Annotated in this window: 14 protein-coding genes and 1 pseudogene; 11 read left to right on the top strand and 4 right to left on the bottom strand. The window is 73.1% G+C overall.

Translation table 11 applies throughout. The annotated features are described in order from the left end of the window. The first annotated feature begins 65 nt into the window (after positions 1-65). From ACIQHQ_RS21845 to ACIQHQ_RS21835, 3 genes are all read left to right on the top strand, one after another. The gene (locus ACIQHQ_RS21845; RefSeq protein ID WP_402613713.1) at positions 66-1,235 is read left to right on the top strand and encodes a sensor histidine kinase; all 1,170 of its coding nucleotides are present in this window, start codon (positions 66-68) and stop codon (positions 1,233-1,235) included. Positions 1,236-1,249: 14 nt separating this feature from the next. After that, positions 1,250-1,912 (top strand): response regulator, encoded by a 663-nt coding sequence (locus ACIQHQ_RS21840; RefSeq protein ID WP_402613710.1) that lies wholly within the window; start codon positions 1,250-1,252, stop codon positions 1,910-1,912. 90 nt (positions 1,913-2,002) lie between these two features. Next, positions 2,003-3,145: an ROK family transcriptional regulator gene (locus ACIQHQ_RS21835; RefSeq protein ID WP_402613708.1), complete on the top strand. Its 1,143-nt coding sequence runs from the start codon at positions 2,003-2,005 to the stop codon at positions 3,143-3,145. Between the two features lie 84 nt (positions 3,146-3,229). Here the strand turns inward: ACIQHQ_RS21835 and ACIQHQ_RS21830 are convergent, their stop codons facing one another. Next, positions 3,230-3,991 carry a GntR family transcriptional regulator gene (locus ACIQHQ_RS21830; RefSeq protein WP_402613705.1) on the bottom strand — a complete coding sequence of 254 codons (762 nt, stop codon included), beginning with the start codon at positions 3,989-3,991 and terminating at the stop codon, positions 3,230-3,232. A gap of 166 nt (positions 3,992-4,157) precedes the next feature. Next, positions 4,158-5,042 (bottom strand): RNA polymerase sigma-70 factor, encoded by an 885-nt coding sequence (locus ACIQHQ_RS21825; RefSeq protein ID WP_402613703.1) that lies wholly within the window; start codon positions 5,040-5,042, stop codon positions 4,158-4,160. A 109-nt stretch (positions 5,043-5,151) separates the two neighbouring features. Between ACIQHQ_RS21825 and ACIQHQ_RS21820 the strand changes: the two genes are divergently transcribed. The 5 genes from ACIQHQ_RS21820 (at position 5,152) to ACIQHQ_RS21800 (ending at position 11,278) form a co-directional block, all read left to right on the top strand. Next, entirely contained in the window at positions 5,152-5,805 is a 654-nt protein-coding gene (locus ACIQHQ_RS21820; RefSeq protein WP_402614506.1) for an NADPH-dependent F420 reductase, read from the top strand. A 106-nt stretch (positions 5,806-5,911) separates the two neighbouring features. After that, positions 5,912-6,742, top strand: a complete 831-nt coding sequence (locus ACIQHQ_RS21815) for an alpha/beta fold hydrolase (RefSeq protein WP_402613700.1) — start codon at positions 5,912-5,914, stop codon at positions 6,740-6,742. A gap of 40 nt (positions 6,743-6,782) precedes the next feature. Next, the gene (locus ACIQHQ_RS21810; protein WP_402613697.1) at positions 6,783-8,222 is read left to right on the top strand and encodes a PLP-dependent aminotransferase family protein; all 1,440 of its coding nucleotides are present in this window, start codon (positions 6,783-6,785) and stop codon (positions 8,220-8,222) included. 127 nt (positions 8,223-8,349) lie between these two features. Continuing rightward, complete coding sequence (locus ACIQHQ_RS21805) at positions 8,350-9,912, top strand: alkaline phosphatase D family protein (RefSeq protein WP_402613695.1); 1,563 nt, start codon at positions 8,350-8,352, stop codon at positions 9,910-9,912. 109 nt (positions 9,913-10,021) lie between these two features. Then, the gene (locus tag ACIQHQ_RS21800; RefSeq protein WP_402613693.1) at positions 10,022-11,278 is read left to right on the top strand and encodes a GNAT family N-acetyltransferase; all 1,257 of its coding nucleotides are present in this window, start codon (positions 10,022-10,024) and stop codon (positions 11,276-11,278) included. 9 nt (positions 11,279-11,287) lie between these two features. On the opposite strand, the gene ACIQHQ_RS21795 is transcribed toward ACIQHQ_RS21800, so the two are convergent. After that, entirely contained in the window at positions 11,288-12,505 is a 1,218-nt protein-coding gene (locus tag ACIQHQ_RS21795; RefSeq protein ID WP_402614503.1) for a trans-sulfuration enzyme family protein, read from the bottom strand. A gap of 67 nt (positions 12,506-12,572) precedes the next feature. On the opposite strand from ACIQHQ_RS21795, the gene ACIQHQ_RS21790 reads away from it, so the two are divergent. Continuing rightward, positions 12,573-13,064, top strand: coding sequence for an Lrp/AsnC family transcriptional regulator (locus ACIQHQ_RS21790; RefSeq protein ID WP_283970851.1), 492 nt, complete (start codon positions 12,573-12,575; stop codon positions 13,062-13,064). Between the two features lie 31 nt (positions 13,065-13,095). Further along, on the top strand, positions 13,096-14,781 hold the full coding sequence (locus ACIQHQ_RS21785) for a DUF885 domain-containing protein (RefSeq protein ID WP_402613689.1): 1,686 nt from the start codon (positions 13,096-13,098) through the stop codon (positions 14,779-14,781). A gap of 19 nt (positions 14,782-14,800) precedes the next feature. On the opposite strand, the gene ACIQHQ_RS21780 is transcribed toward ACIQHQ_RS21785, so the two are convergent. Then, positions 14,801-15,319, bottom strand: coding sequence for an immunity 21 family protein (locus ACIQHQ_RS21780; RefSeq protein WP_402613686.1), 519 nt, complete (start codon positions 15,317-15,319; stop codon positions 14,801-14,803). Between the two features lie 116 nt (positions 15,320-15,435). On the opposite strand from ACIQHQ_RS21780, the pseudogene ACIQHQ_RS21775 reads away from it, so the two are divergent. Further along, a pseudogene (locus tag ACIQHQ_RS21775) lies at positions 15,436-15,528 on the top strand (Lrp/AsnC family transcriptional regulator); the annotation flags it as partial. Between the last annotated feature and the right edge of the window lie 3 nt (positions 15,529-15,531).

Below are 15,531 nucleotides of genomic sequence, written 5' to 3'. Positions count from 1 at the left end.
CGGTGGAGATCCTCTCCCCCGCCCGGGGGAGGCTCGTTGCCGGTGACGGCTGCCACGATGGCGCAATGGTCCGCATGCTGCGCCCGCTCACGCGGGCGGTGACGTACAAACGATGGCTGCACCTGATGGTGGGCATCGTGTGGTCGTCGTTGTGGATTTTCATCGACGAGGCGTGGTGGACCCAGGTCACGGCCGCCCTGTTGCTCGGACTCGCGGGCCTCGTGCCCCTGACGCGCGTGGTGGAGGGGTTTCAGGCCAGGCTGCTGCTGACCGACCACCGGCAGGAGGGTGAGAGCGCGGAGATCGTGACCACCCCGTCGGTCACGTGGGGGGACCGCGGGCGGACCGTGGTGTGGCTGGAGACGCGGCTCGTCTTCGGCTGGGTCGTGGCCCATCTCTCCGTTCAGTTGCCCCTTTTCGCGGTCGACCTGCTGACGACGGGGCTCGGTCTTGGACCCTTCGCTGACGGATTCGTGACCGTCGAGGAGAACCGCTGGTGGCACGCCGTGGCGGCACCCGCGCCGTTGATTCTGCTCCCCGTGGTCGTGGTGTGGTCAGGCCACTGCATCACCGCGCTGGCCGAACGGCTTCTCGGGCCTTCGCCCACCGAGCGGATGACGGCACTGGAGGCGCGCACCGACCAGTTGCTGGAACGCACGCGGATCGCCCGCGAGTTGCACGACTCCATCGGGCATGCGCTCACGGTCGCCGTGGTGCAGGCCGGGGCGGCTCGGGCGGCCGGTGACGCGGAGTTCACGGACCGGGCGCTGAGCGCCATCGAAGAGACCGGCCGGGCCGCCCTGGAGGACCTGGAGCGCGTACTGGGTGTCCTGCGCGAGTCGGAGAAACCGGTGAGCGGCAGGCCGACGCTGGCGGACGCCGACCGGTTGCTGGAGTCCGCACGTGCCTCCGGTGCGAAGGTCGACGCCGAGGTGACGGGCCCGGTGGACACCGTGCCGGGGCCGGTGTCCCGGGAGGGATACCGGATCCTCCAGGAAGCCCTGACCAACGTGCTGCGGCACGCGGGGACGGTCCCGGCACACGTACGCGTCCAGGTCGCCGACGGCACCCTCGTCCTCTCGATACGCAATCCCCTGACGGCTCCGGTGCCGGGCCCCGGGCGCGGCAGCGGGCTGCGCGGCATACGCGAGCGCGCGGCCTTGCTCGGCGGGCGGGCCCGGACCGGCCCCGACGAAGGCGACTGGCAGGTCCATGTCGAGCTACCGCTGAGTTGATCTACGCTGGTCCGATGCCGGTCACCGTTCTCCTCGTCGACGACGAACCCCTCGTGCGCGCGGGTCTGCGGGCCGTGCTGGAGGCGCAGCCCGACATCGAGGTCGTCGGGGAGGCCGCCGACGGGGCGGCGGTGATCCCGCTCGTACGGCGGCTGCGGCCGGACGTGGTCGCCATGGACGTCCGGATGCCGCTGCTCGACGGCATCGAGGCCACCCGGGCGTTGCTGCGGACGGTCGACGAGCCGCCCCGGATCCTCGTGGTGACGACCTTCGAGAACGACGAGTACGTGTACGAGGCGCTGCGGGCCGGAGCCGACGGGTTCCTGCTGAAGCGTGCCCGGCCCGCCGAGATCGTGCACGCGGTGCGGCTGATCGCCGAGGGTGAGTCGCTGCTGTTCCCGGCCTCGGTGCGGCAGCTCGCCGCCGAGTACGGCGACACCGGAGGGAACCGTGCGGCTCGGGCCCTGCTGGAGCGGGCCCAGCTCACCGAGCGCGAGGCCGAGGTGTTGCGGCTCATGGCGCGGGGCCTGTCGAACGCGGAGATCGCCGCCGGGCTGATCGTGGGGACCGAGACCGTGAAGTCGCATGTCAGCTCGGTACTGGCGAAGTTGGGGGCGCGCGATCGCACCCAGGCGGTGATCGCGGCGTACGAGTCGGGCTTCGTGGCGCCGGGCTGATCGCGAGAGCCGGGGCGCCTGGCCCTCGCCGGGGTGTGCCGTACCGAAGTACGATCCGGCCAACACGCGCACGACCTGGGAGGACGGACGGTGGGGCGGCTGACCGGCGGGGACCCCTCGCTGCTGCGACGGATCAACTCCGCGGTGGTGTTGCACGCGTTGCGTGCCACGGACTGCGCGACGCTGACCGAGATCACCCGGGTGACGGGGCTGTCCCGGCCGACCGTCGAGGGCGTCGTCGAGGGGCTCATCCAGGCCGGGCTCGTCGTCGAGAAGCCTGCCGAGGAGGGCGCTGCCCGGCGGCAGGGACGTCCGGCGCGGCGCTTCCGCTTCCGGGCGGAGGCCGGGTATCTGCTGGGGCTGGAGATCGGGGCGCACCGGGTGGCCGCGCTGCTGTCCGGCCTGGACGGCCGGGTGATCGGCGCCCAGGCCAAGGAGGTTCCCGAGACGGCGGGGGCCGACGAGCGGCTGGAGCGGCTGCGCGGGGCCGTCGCGGAGCTGCTGCGGCGGGCCGGGGTCGCACGCGGCTCGCTGCGGGCCGTGGGCGTGGCGACGCCCGGGATCGTCGAAGCGGACGGCACGGTGCGGCTGGGCACGGCGCTGCCGGGGTGGACGGGGCTGCGGCTGGGCGAGCGGCTGAGCCGGTCGTTCACGTGCCCGGTGCTGGTCGAGAACGACGCCAACGCCGCGGTCGTCGCCGAGCACTGGAAAGGAGCCGCCACCGAGTCGGACGACGTGGTGTTCGTGCTGGCCGGGCTCAGCCCGGGTGCCGGTTCGCTGATCGGGGGCCGGCTGCACCGGGGTTACGGCGGAGCGGCCGGTGAGATCGGCGCGCTGCATCTGCTGGGCCGGGGGGTGACGCCCGAGACGCTCCTGTCGACTACCGACGAGCCCCTGCACCCGCTCGACGAGCAGGCCGTCGCCGAGGTCTTCGCGCAGGCTCGCGGTGGCGACCAGCGGGCACGCGCGGCCGTCGACCGCTTCATCCAGCGCCTGGTCCACGATGTGGCGGCCCTCGTCCTCGCCCTGGACCCGGAGCTGGTCGTCATCGGCGGCTGGGCGGCAGGTCTGGACGGCGTCCTGCCACCCCTGCGCCGGGAACTCGCCCGCTACTGCCTGCGCCCCCCGGAGGTGACCCTCTCCGGCCTGGGAGACGCGGCAGTGGCGACGGGCGCCCTGCGCCTGGCCCTGGACCACGTGGAGGAACAGCTCTTCACGGTCGAACGTCCCTGAGCGACAACGCCCCCGGCAGCGCGGGGAACCGCGCGACGAGCACGACGGGCCGGCGACCCCTCGCCGCACCCCACGGCGCCGGGGTCAGGACGCCTGCTTCTGAAGCCCGGCGTGGATCTCCACACCCCCCGAGTCACCGAAGGTGAGTCGGCACGTGTCAGCGCGATACGTCGCCACCGACAACGCGGCCGTCCGCCCCCCGGCGACGAACCGCGTGGTCACCACCAGCACGGGCGCTCCGGGCAGCCGGTCCAGCTCCTTCGCGTCGTCGGCGCCGGCGGAGCCGAGCTCCACCGCGTTCTCCTGCCGCTCCAGCTCCAGTTGCTGCAGCTCGCGCAGCACCGCACGCGCGCGTGCCGCTGCGGACGGCGCGTCGATGCCGGAGAGGTCGGGTACCGAGGGCTGGGGGATGTAGAGCAGTTCCGCGGCCACGGGCCGGCCGTGCGAGACACGGGAGCGGCGCACGACGTGCACGGGCTCCTCCCTGCCGGTCTCCAGCGCCTCGGCGACCGCAGCGGGCGGCACCGCCGCCGTGCAGTCGACGGGCTGCCAGGCGTCCTCGGGGCCGCCCGGCCAGGTGTGCGGGCCGGTGCCGAGCGAGACGCCCATGCGGGGCGGCGCGACGGTCGTCCCGACGCCTCGGCGGCGCTGCAGCCTGCCTTCGAGTTCGAGCTGCTCCAAGGCCTGGCGGAGCGTGGCGCGGGCGACGCCGAAGCGGGCGGCGAGGTCGCGCTCGTTGGGAAGGATCTCCCCCACCGAGAACTCCGAGTCGAGCGCTTGGCTGAGCACCGTCTTGAGATGCCAGTACTTCGGTTCCTGCACCGATTCCAGCTGCGTGGTCCCCACCCTGTCCTCCGCGATCGCCGTGGCCGGCGGCGTTTCAGCGCCCTTGTTTATTAAAGGTTGTTGCACTTCTCTGCGACCATAGGGCGGCCCTGATCCTTGGTCAAGACCAATGGCCGGGAACGTTCACGGCCCGTGGACGAGCCTCGGCGGGCGCGGTCCCTGCGGTTCACGCGGCGGCCAGTGACCGCAGCTTGTCGGGGTTGCGGATGATGTAGACGGCCTGGACCCGGCCGTCGGCGACGTCCACCTGGAAGACGGAGTCGGGCCTGCCGCCGGACAGGACGAGGACGGCCGGGCCGCCATTGAGCTCCAGGAAACGGACGGAGAAGTCCGGGACGCCCTTGCTCGCCACACCGACGAGGAAGCGGCCCACCTTGTCGGCGGTCCGCAGGACCCGCAGCGGCGCCCGCGTCATGCCGCCGCTGTCGCCGACGAGCCGGACCTCCGGGGCGAGCAGCGCCATCAGACCTTCGAGGTCACCGTCGGCGGCTGCGGCGAGGAACCGCTCGGTGAGGTCGCGGCGCCGGGCGGGGTCGACCTCGTAGCGCGGGCGCCGCTCCTCGACGTGTTTGCGGGCCCGCACGGCCAGCCGGCGCACCGCAGGTTCGCCGCGGCCGAGCATGGCGGCGATGTCGGCGTAGGGGAAGCCGAAGGCCTCGCGCAGGACGAACACGGCCCGCTCCAGCGGTGACAGCGACTCCAGTACGACGAGGACGGCGAGGGAGACGGAGTCGGCGAGCACGACCCGCTCGGCGGTGTCCGCAACGGTGTCGCCGAAGTCGGTGACGTAGGGCTCGGGCAGCCAGGGGCCGACGTACGTCTCGCCGCGGGCCTTGATCTGGCGCAGCCGGTCGATGGCGAGCCGGGTGGTGATCCGCACGAGGTAGCCGCGTGGTTCGCGCACGTCGTCGCGAGCGGCGCCGGACCAGCGCAGCCAGGCTTCCTGGACCACGTCCTCCGCGTCGGCCACGCGCCCCAGCATGCGGTACGCGACGCCCAGCAGGACGGGGCGGTGCGCTTCGAAGACGTCGGTCGCGGTCTCGGTGGTCACGGCCCCATCCCAGCCCACCGTTGCGGCCCTGTCCAGGCGGAACCGCCCCTTCCCGGACAGACTGGCCGATAGGACGCCGGTGAACGGCGGCACGGCTGCGGAGGTGGCGATGCGGTACGCGGTGCTGGGCACGGGACAGGTCGGGCGCACGCTCGGCGGACGGCTGGTGGAGCTGGGCCACGAGGTGCGGCTGGGCTCGCGCACGAGGGACAACACCGCCGCCGTGCAGTGGGCCACCGCCGCGGGTCCCGGTGCGGGCGTGGGGACGTTCGCGCAGGCGGCGGAGTTCGGGGAGGTCGTGGTGAACGCGGTCGGAGGGCGGGTGGCGCTCGCCGCGCTGGAGGCGGCCGGGCCGGACAACATCGGCGGGAAGATCCTCGTGGACGTGTCCAATCCGCTGGCGTTCGAGGAGGGTGAGCTGCGGCTGTCCCCCGTCGGGTCGGACAGCGTGGGTGAGCAGATCCAGCGGGCGTTCCCGCGGGCACGCGTGGTGAAGACGCTCAACACGGTCAACTGCCGGGTGATGGTGGAACCGGACCGCGTGCCGGGCGAGCACAACGTGTTCGTCTGCGGGGACGATCCGGGCGCCAGGGAGCGGGTGACGGCCCTGCTCGGGGAGTTCGGCTGGCCGGCCGGGCGCGTGCTCGACCTGGGGGGCATCCGGGCGGCCCGCGCCGTGGAGATGTGGCTGCCCCTGTGGGCCGGCCTCTTCCAGTCGTTCGGGCACGGTGACTTCAACCTGGAGGTGCGCCGGTCCCGCTGAGCGGCCCGGGGTCGTGTAGGTGACGCCACCACGGGGCTACCCGGCGGTAGCAATTGCTGACAAGCTGTCTACGGCGTCCGTCAGCAAGTACAGCCGAGGAGCACCCATGTCCGCCACCGTCTCCTTCACAGTCGCCTCCCCGCAGGGCGAGCAGAGCGTGACCCTGTCCTACACGCGCCGGGGCAGCGGCGAGCCGCTCCTCCTGCTGCACGGCATCGGTCACCACCGTCAGGTGTGGGACCCGGTGATCCCCGCGCTGGCGGCCGAGCGCGATGTGATCGCCGTGGACCTGCCCGGCTGCGGCGAGTCGCCGGCGCTGCCGGACGGCATGGCGCACGACCTTCCCACGATGAGCGCGGTCCTCACGGCGCTGTGCGAAGCGCTGGAGATCGAACGGCCGCACGTGGCCGGAAACTCGCTGGGCGGCCTGCTGGCCCTGGACCTGGCCCGGACGCGACTCGTCCGCTCGGTCACCGCCCTGTCCCCCGCCGGATTCTGGAACGCGGCCGAGCGCCGCTACGCCTTCACGGTGCTGATGACGATGCGCCAGATCGCCCGGCGGATGCCGCCGCCGCTGGTCGAGCGGCTGGCCCGCCCGGCCATCGGCCGCACCCTGCTGACGAGCACCATCTACGCCCGCCCGGGCCGCCGGTCACCCGAGGCCGTGGTCGCCGAGACGCTCGCGCTGGCCCGGGCCCAGGGGTTCTCCGAGACACTGCGCTCCGGCCGGACCGTGCAGTTCACCGACGACATCGTGGGCACGCCGGTCACCGTGGCGTGGGGCAACCGGGACCGGCTGCTCATCCCCCGCCAGGGCGTGCGCGCCAAGGGCGTCATCCCCGGGGCCCGGCTGGTGCGACTGCCCGGCTGCGGCCACGTCCCGATGAACGACGACCCGGCGCTGGTGGCCCGGGTGGTGCTCGACGGCAGCCGCTGACCCCGCACCGGGGGCGGCGGAGCCCTTATGGTCTCCCCTCATGAGGCCACCGCAGAGCGACCCGGGCGACGGTGCCGCGTCCGCCGCCTGGGAACTGCTGCTCCCGGCCGCGTCGGCACCGGCACGCACGCGGGGCCGTTCCCTGCAGGCGGCGCTGCGTGAGGCGGTCCGCTCGGGCCGGCTCGCGCCGGGCACCCGGCTGCCGTCGAGCCGGGATCTCGCGGCGGACCTCGGGGTGTCGCGCGGGCTGGTCACGGAGGCGTACGAGCAGTTGACGGCGGAGGGGTATCTGCGCAGCGGCCGGGGCGCCGGGACGTGGGTGGGCGCGGCCGTTCGGGCCGCGCAGCCGCGGGCGCACGACCTCGCTCCCCGGTCGCCCGGCTCCCGCGCGGACTTCGTGCCCGGGACACCGGACCTGGCGCTGTTCCCGCGCGCGGCGTGGGCCGCCGCGCACCGCGGCGTGCTGGCGGAACTGCCGCACCAGGAGCTGGGCTACCCCGATCCGCGCGGGCTGCCGCGACTGCGCACCGCCCTGGCCGAACTGCTCGCCCGGCGGCGGGGCGTGGTGGCCGATCCGGAACGGATCGTGGTCGTCTCGGGGGTGGCCCAGGCGACGACCCTGCTCGGTTTCGCGCTGCACACGCGCGGGGTGCGCGCGGTCGGCGTGGAGAACCCGGGCAGTCCCCAGCACGACGCCCTGTACGGCGCGGCCGGGGTCAGGGCCGTACCGCTGCCGGTGGACGAGGAGGGGGTCGCGCCGGAGGCGCTGTGGGCGTCGGGCGTACGGGCCGTGGTGACGACTCCGGCCCACCAGTTCCCCACCGGCATCGCCTACTCGGCCCGGCGTCGCGCCGAGTTGCTGGACTGGGCGCGGTCCGTGGACGGCATCGTCCTGGAGGACGACTACGACGGCGACTTCCGCTACGACCGCGCTCCCGTCGGCGCGCTCCAGGGCCTCGACCCGGACCGCGTGGCCTACACGGGCTCGGTCAGCAAGTCCCTGGCCCCGGGCCTGCGGCTGGGCTGGCTGCTGGTGCCGGAGTCCTGGGCGCAGGAGATCGTGGAACGCAAGCGCACCATGGACCTCGGTCACCCGGCCCTGGACCAGGCGGTGTTCGCCCGCTTCCTGGAACGCGGCGACTACGACCGCCAGTTGCGCCGCTGCCAGCGCGCCTACCGCGAGCGGCGTGACGCGCTGGTCGCCGCCCTGGACACGCACTTCCCCGGATCGCGGGTATCCGGGATCGCCGCGGGCCTGCATGTGATCGCCACTCTGCCGGGTCGGTACGGGCCCGAGGAGCGCTTCCTGGCGCGTGTGGCGGAAGCGGGGGTGGCGGTACGCCCGTTGTCGGCGTACGCCCACACGCGGACCGAACCGGAGGGCGCCGAGGCGGTTCGGCTCGTCCTGGGGTACGCCCATGTGCCGCCCGCCAGGATCGCCGAGGGCGTACGGCTGATGGCTGAGGCCGCGACCGGGTGATCCGGCCGGTTCGCCGGTTCCCTCACCCTGCGGTCAGTTGTTCACTTGGGGTTCGTGTGTGCGCTGCGGCGTGCCAGTAGGTGTGGCTCTGCACACTTGGCCGGATCGAGTCCCTGGAGGCACATCCATGTCACACCGTCCGTTGCCCGGGCGCCGTAGCGTCCTGCGTGGCTCCCTCGCCGCGTCTGCGGCCCTGTCCCTGCCCACCGCTCTCGGCGCGGCGCCCGCGTTCGCGCGCTCGGGGCGTCCGAGGGCGGGATGGGGTGTGCAGGCGGGAGACGTGACCTGCGACTCCGGGCTGGTGTGGGTGCGCTCCGACCGTCCGGCCCGGATGATCGTCGAGACGTCGGCGACCGAGTCGTTCCGCGCCCCCCGCAGGTGGAACGGCCCGCTGCTGGGTCCGGGCACCGACTTCACCGGCACGACCCGGCTGCGCGGCCTGCCGTCCGGCGAGCAGATCCACTACCGCGTGCTGCTGGCCGACCCCGACGACCCGCGCCGCACCGGCGAGCCGGTCACCGGCACCTTCCGCACGGCGTCGGCCAAGCGCCGCGACGGCGTGCGGTTCGTCTGGTCCGGCGACCTGGCCGGGCAGGGCTGGGGCATCAACCCGGACTTCGGCGGCTACACGATCTACAACGCGATGGCCGCCCTCGACCCGGACTTCTTCCTGTGCAGCGGCGACAACATCTACGCCGACGGCCCGATCACCGAGACCGTGGCCCTGCCCGGCGGCCGGACCTGGCGGAACATCACCACCGAAGAGAAGGCCAAGGTCGCCGAGACGCTCGGGGAGTTCCGCGGCAACTTCCGGTACAACCTGCTCGACGAGAACCTGCGGGCCTTCAACGCCCGGGTCCCCTCCATCGTCCAGTGGGACGACCACGAGGTCACCAACAACTGGTACCCGGGCGAGATCCTCACCGACGCCCGGTACACCGAGAAGCGCGTCGACGTGCTCGCCGCCCGTGCCCGCCAGGCCTTCTCGGAGTACTTCCCGATCTCCACGCTGCGCCGCCCCGACGGCCGTGTGTACCGCGTGCAGCACCACGGTCCGCTGCTGGACGTCTTCGTCCTGGACATGCGCACCCACCGCAACGCCAACTCGCCGGACGACCAGCCCGTCGACCCACAGGGCATCCTCGGCCGCGAGCAGCTGGAGTGGCTCAAGCGCGAGTTGTCCCGCTCCCGGGCCGTGTGGAAGGTGATCGCCTCCGACATGCCGATCGGCCTGGTCGTCCCGGACGCGCCGAACATCGAGGCCGTCGCGCAGGGCGACCCCGGCAAGCCGCTCGGCCGCGAACTGCAGATCGCCGAACTGCTGCGGTTCGTCAAGCACCGGCGGATCACGGGCACGGTGTGGCTGACCGCCGATGTGCACCACACCTCGGCGCAGCACTACCAGCCGTCGAAGGCCGCCTTCAGCGACTTCGAGCCGTTCTGGGAGTTCGTCTCGGGTCCGCTCAACGCCGGCGCCTTCCCGGCGAACGCGCTGGACGCGACGTTCGGCCCGGACCGGGTGTTCGTGAAGGCACCGACGACCGCCAATGTCTCCCCCGCCGGGGGCTTTCAGTTCTTCGGCGAGGTGGACATCGACGGCCACAGCGGTGAACTGACGGTCCGTCTGCGGGAGCAGGACGGCACCGTGCTGTTCACGCAGGTGCTCCAGCCGGGCCGGGTCGGCCAGTAGGTACGGAACGCAACGTTTGAAGCATCGACAAAGGGGGGAAACTCGGCCCTTTACCCGCCAGTCACAAAGCGTTCTCGATCAGGCAACACCGTTCCTTCACAGTGGGTGCATGACGCGAGAAGTGACTCAAGTACCGCACCACGACGCCGACTGCCGCCCCGCCACACCGTGGCAGCGGATCACCGAGACGTTCCGGACCCGGCGAACACGACGCCACGAACACGCACCGCCGACGCGTGATACCGGGTCCCCTGCACCGGAGCCGGTGCCGGGGGCGAACACCCTGTGGCGGATGCGGACCACGGTTCAGGACGAACCGGGATCTCTGGCGGCCCTCTGCGCGGCCCTGGCCGGGCAGCGCGTCGACATCCTGAGCCTTCAGACGCACCCGCTGGCCGAGGGCACGGTCGACGAGTTCCTGCTGCGGGGCCCGGCCGGTCTGCCGGCGGCCGGGATCACCGCGGCCGTCGAGTCGGCCGGTGGCGCCGACACCTGGATCGAGCGGGCCGACGCCCACGACCTGGTGGACGCGCCGACCCGAATCCTCGGGCTGGCCGCCCGCACCGCCCTGGACGCGGCGGAACTTCCGCTCGCCCTGCGGCAGTTGCTGGGCCGGTGCACGATCCGTTCCCAGCCCGCTCCGGCCGACGCCGGCCGGGCACCGGGCGGCCTTCCGGTGGAGGGCGCCCTCGACGGCACGGTGATGCGGCTGCGCGCCCCCGAAGGCGGAGTGATCACCGTGGAGCGGCCGTACCTGCCGTTCACACCGACCGAGTTCGCCCGGGCCAGGGCCCTGGTGGAACTGGACGCCCGGCTCGGGCCGCGCCTCCCGCAGGGGCGGGACGAGCTCACGCTCGCCGAGGGCAGCGACATCACCGTGCGGCGGGCCGACACACGCGACCTCGAAGCGGCCAGGGCGATGCACGAGCGGTGCTCCCCGCACACGCTGAAGCTGCGCTATCACGGGCCCGTGCGTGACGCCGACCGGTACCTCAACCACCTGCTCGGTCCGCGGCACGGCCGCACCCTCGCCGTGCAGACGGCCTCCGGGCGGATCGTCGGGCTCGGTCACCTCCTGTGGGACGGGGACGAGACGGAGGTCGCGCTGCTCGTCGAGGACGCGTGGCAGCGGCGGGGCGTCGGGGCACAACTGCTGGGGCGGCTGGTCGGGATGGCCGCCGAGGCCGGCTGCTCGAGTGTGTATGCCGTGACGCAGGCGTCCAACACGGCGATGGTGGCCGCGATGCGCGGGCTCGGACTGCCTCTCGACTATCAGGTCGAGGAGGGGACGCTGGTCATCACGGCACGGCTGGGTGAGGTCGTCGCGTCGGGCGCGGAGGGCCTGGGAAGCACCTCCGCGCCGTAGACGTCGTCGTCAGGCGACGGGGGCGGGCGCGTTGCGGCTCGTCGCGCGGCCGCTCGCGCCCCCAGGGGGGCCGGAGAGGGACCGGTCGAGATCCGACCACAGGTCCTCCACGTCCTCCAGGCCCACCGACATGCGCAGCAGCCGATCGCTCACCCCCGCTTCCCTGCGGTCGTCCGCGTCGACGATGCGGTGGCTGATGGAGGCCGGGTGCTGGATGAGGGTGTCCACGCTGCCGAGGCTCACCGCCGGAGTGATCAGACGGACGCCGGCGATGACCTCGTGCGGGTCGCCGTGCACCTCGAAGGCGACCATGGCGCCGCCGATCCGCGGGTAGTGCACCCGGGCGACCCGCGGATCGGCGGCCAGGCGGCGGGTCAGTTCGGCGGCGGTGGCGGAGGCCGCCCGGACCCGCACGGGCAGGGTGGACAGGCCGCGCAGCAGCAGATAACCGGCCAGCGGGTGCAGGACGCCGCCCGTGGCGAAACGCACCTGGCGCAGCCGGCCGGCGAACTCCTCGTCACAGGCGACGACGCCCGCGAGCACGTCTCCGTGCCCGCCGAGGTACTTGGTGGCACTGTGCAGGATCAGCCGGGCACCCTGCTCCGCGGGGCGCTGCAGAACGGGTGTGGCGAAGGTGTTGTCCACGAGCAGCGGCACCGAGCCGCAGGCATGGGCGACGGCCCGCAGGTCGACCTCGGCGAGGGTGGGGTTGGCCGGGGACTCGACCAGGACCAGACCGGTGTCCGGGCGCAGCGCGTCCGCGACCCCGGCCGGGTCGGTCCAGGTCACCTCCGAGCCGAGCAGCCCGGCGGTCAGCAGATGGTCGCTGCATCCGTAGAGGGGGCGGACGGCGACGACGTGCCGCAGGCCCATCGAGCCACGGACGAGGAGGACGGCGCTCAGGGCCGCCATGCCGCTGGCGAACGCCACCGCCGCCTCGGCGCCCTCCAGGCGGGCCAGGGCCGTCTCGAAGCGGGCGACGGTCGGGTTGCCCAGCCGTCCGTAGACGGGCGGGCCGTCGGGCTCGGCGCCGGTGGTGGCGAAGGCGTCGATGCGGGCCGCCTCTGCGCGGCTGTCGTAGGACGGGTAGGTGGTGGACAGATCGATCGGCGGGGCGTGCAGCCCCTGCCGGGCGAGGTCGTCCCGCCCGGCGTGCACGGCCTCGGTGGCGAGGGCTCGCGGGGCGGTGCGTACGTCGTCGTAAGCGCGCGTGCTCGTTGTGTCCATGTCCATGGTGGGCAAGGGTGAACATGGGCCGGGCCGTCGGCGCGATATGCCGTGCTACGTTCGGCCCATGGCTGAATCCGTCGTACTGGATCCGGTGGATCTCCATCTGCTGCGGCTGTTGCAGAACGACGCCCGGGCGACGTACCGGGATCTCGCCGCACAGGTCGGGGTGGCACCGTCGACCTGTCTGGACCGGGTCACGCGGCTGCGCCGCTCGGGCGTGATCCTCGGTCACCGGCTGGAGCTGGATCCGGCCAAGCTGGGCCGGGGCCTGGAAGCCCTGCTGTCGGTGCAGGTCCGACCGCACCGGCGGGAGCTGGTGGGGCCGTTCGTGGAGCGGATCCGGGCCCTGCCGGAGTCACGGACGGTCTTCCATCTGACCGGCCCCGACGACTATCTCGTGCACGTCGCGGTCGCCGACATGGCCGATCTCCAGCGGCTGGTGCTGGACGAGTTCACCTCGCGTCGGGAAGTGGCACGGGTGGAGACCCGGCTGATCTTCCAGCAGTGGGAGTGCGGGCCGCTGCTGCCGCCTTCGCCCTCGGCTCAATCCGCGTGACGTGTGCGGTCCGTCGTACGAGGATGGCCGCATGTCTGAGATCAAGAGCCCGCTGCCCCGTGAGGTCGCCGACGCGTACGTCGACGAGCTCGTCGCCCTCGATCCGATCACGGGTACGTTCCTCGGCGACAAGGAGAGTTCGAGCAGGCTGCCCGACACCTCGCCCGCGGGTCAGGAGGCGCTCGCGGAGCTGGCACGCCGGACGCTGGCCCGGCTGGACGAGGCCGAGCGGCTGCCCGGCGCGGACAGTGACATCGAACGACGTTGCGCGCGGCTGCTGCGCGAGCGGCTCAGCGCCGAGCTCATGGTGCACGAGGCCGACGAGAGCCTGCGTTCCGTCAGCAACCTGAGCTCCGTCGCCCACGCGGTGCGGCAGGTGTTCACCGTGACGCCGGCGCAGTCGGAGGAGGACTGGGCGGCGATCGCCGAGCGGCTGCGCGCGGTCCCGGACGCGCTGGAGGGATACCGCCGGTCCCTCGCGCTCGGACTGGAGCGGAAGCTGTACGGCGGGCCGCGCGCCACCGCCACCTTCGTGGAGCAGCTCGGCGAGTGGGCCGGCGCGGACGGCAAGGGCTGGTTCGAGCAGTACGCGGCCGCCGGCCCCGAGTCCCTGCGGCCCGAGCTGGATGCCGCCGCCCGCTCGGCCACCGAGGCCGTCGCCCGGCTGCGCGACTGGATGCGGGACGTGTACGCCCCGGCGACCGAGGGCGCGCCGGACGTGGTGGGCCGGGAGCGGTACGCACGCTGGGTGCGCTACTTCAACGGCACCGACCTCGACCTGGACGAGGCGTACGCCTACGGCTGGTCCGAGTACCACCGCCTCCTCGGCGAGATGAGGAGCGAGGCCGAGAAGATCCTGCCGGGTGCGGGCACGCCGTGGGAGGCGCTGGCCCACCTCGACGCGCGGGGCACGCACATCGAGGGCGTCGACGAGGTCCGCGACTGGCTGCAGAGCCTCATGGACGAGGCGATGGACGCGCTCGACGGCACCCACTTCGACCTGGCCGAGCGGGTGCGCCGCGTGGAGTCGCGCATCGCCCCTCCGGGCAGCGCCGCCGCCCCTTACTACACGCCGCCGTCGGACGACTTCTCGCGCCCGGGCTGCACCTGGCTGCCCACCATGGGCGAGACGCGCTTCCCGGTCTACGACCTGGTGTCGACCTGGTACCACGAGGGCGTTCCCGGCCACCACCTCCAGCTGGCCCAGTGGAAGCACGTGGCGCAGGACCTCTCCCGCTACCAGGCGAGCGTCGGCATGGTGAGTGCCAACGCCGAGGGCTGGGCGCTGTACGCGGAGCGGCTGATGGACGAACTGGGCTTCCTCACGGACCCGGAGCGCCGGCTCGGCTACCTGGACGCGCAGATGATGCGGGCGGTGCGCGTCATCATCGACATCGGCATGCACCTGGAGCTGACGATCCCGGACGACTCTCCCTTCCACCCCGGGGAGCGCTGGACACCCGAGCTGGCACAGGAGTTCTTCGGCTCGCACAGCAGCCGCCCGGCCGACTTCGTGGAGAGCGAGCTGACGCGCTACCTGTCCATGCCGGGCCAGGCGATCGGCTACAAGCTCGGCGAGCGGGCCTGGCTGCTGGGCCGCGAGAACGCCCGCAAGCGGCACGGCGACGCCTTCGACCCGAAGGCGTGGCACATGGCGGCGCTGTCCCAGGGCTCGCTGGGGCTGGACGACCTGGTGGACGAACTGTCCCAGTTGTAGGCGCCCCTGAAGGGCGTCGCTACCGCGGCGCCAGGAGGCGCAGCTCGATCAGGTCCAGCCAGGTCTCCGGGCCCGGCTGGACCCTCGCCGCGCGGACCGCGTATCTCCCCGGTTCCAGGGCCACCCGTACCTGGTCGGTGCCCGCGAGGCCCGTCCCGGGCCAGGCCGCGTCGAAGAGGCGGACGGGTCCGGGCACCTTCCAGGTCGTCTCCGGTCCCCATTCCGCCGTGGCGGTCGCCGGCGGGACGCTCGCCAGGAGCTCGTCCTCGGAGTTGCCGGCGCACCACCGGACGAACATGCCGTGGTCGGGCAGATAGGCGGTCGAGGCGGGCTCGTCACCCAGGACCAGGGCGGTGCAGTCGCCGACCGGGAGGAGACCGACGTGGCCGTCCACCTCGCAGGCCCGGTCGTAGTCCGAGGCCGTCTCCTCGCCGTCGGCGCCCGCCCAGAACGGCAGGACGGTCTCCGGTACCGCTATCAGCGGCCCGCCGCCCGACTCCACCCATTCCACCGCACCCGGCCTCGCGTATCGCACCATGGCGCAGAACCTACAGGGTCAACTCGCGGCCGCCGACCGGGGGTTCGGCAGCCACAGCGGCCGGTGTCCAGGGGGGCCGTCAGAGGGTCCGGGGCTCGGCGCTCGCGCCCCTGCCGAAGGAGGTGTCCGGGTGGATCGGGGCGCTGGGCTCGGTGACCACGAGCGTGGTGTACTCCTCACCCCTCCCCCGGCGCCCCCTTTGCCGCTGAACC

Origin of the sequence: Streptomyces sp. NPDC092370, assembly GCF_044755265.1 — a bacterium.
Lineage (GTDB): Bacteria > Actinomycetota > Actinomycetes > Streptomycetales > Streptomycetaceae > Streptomyces.
Note: the sequence above shows the minus strand (reverse complement) of the source record. Positions and strands in the feature narration are given on the sequence as shown.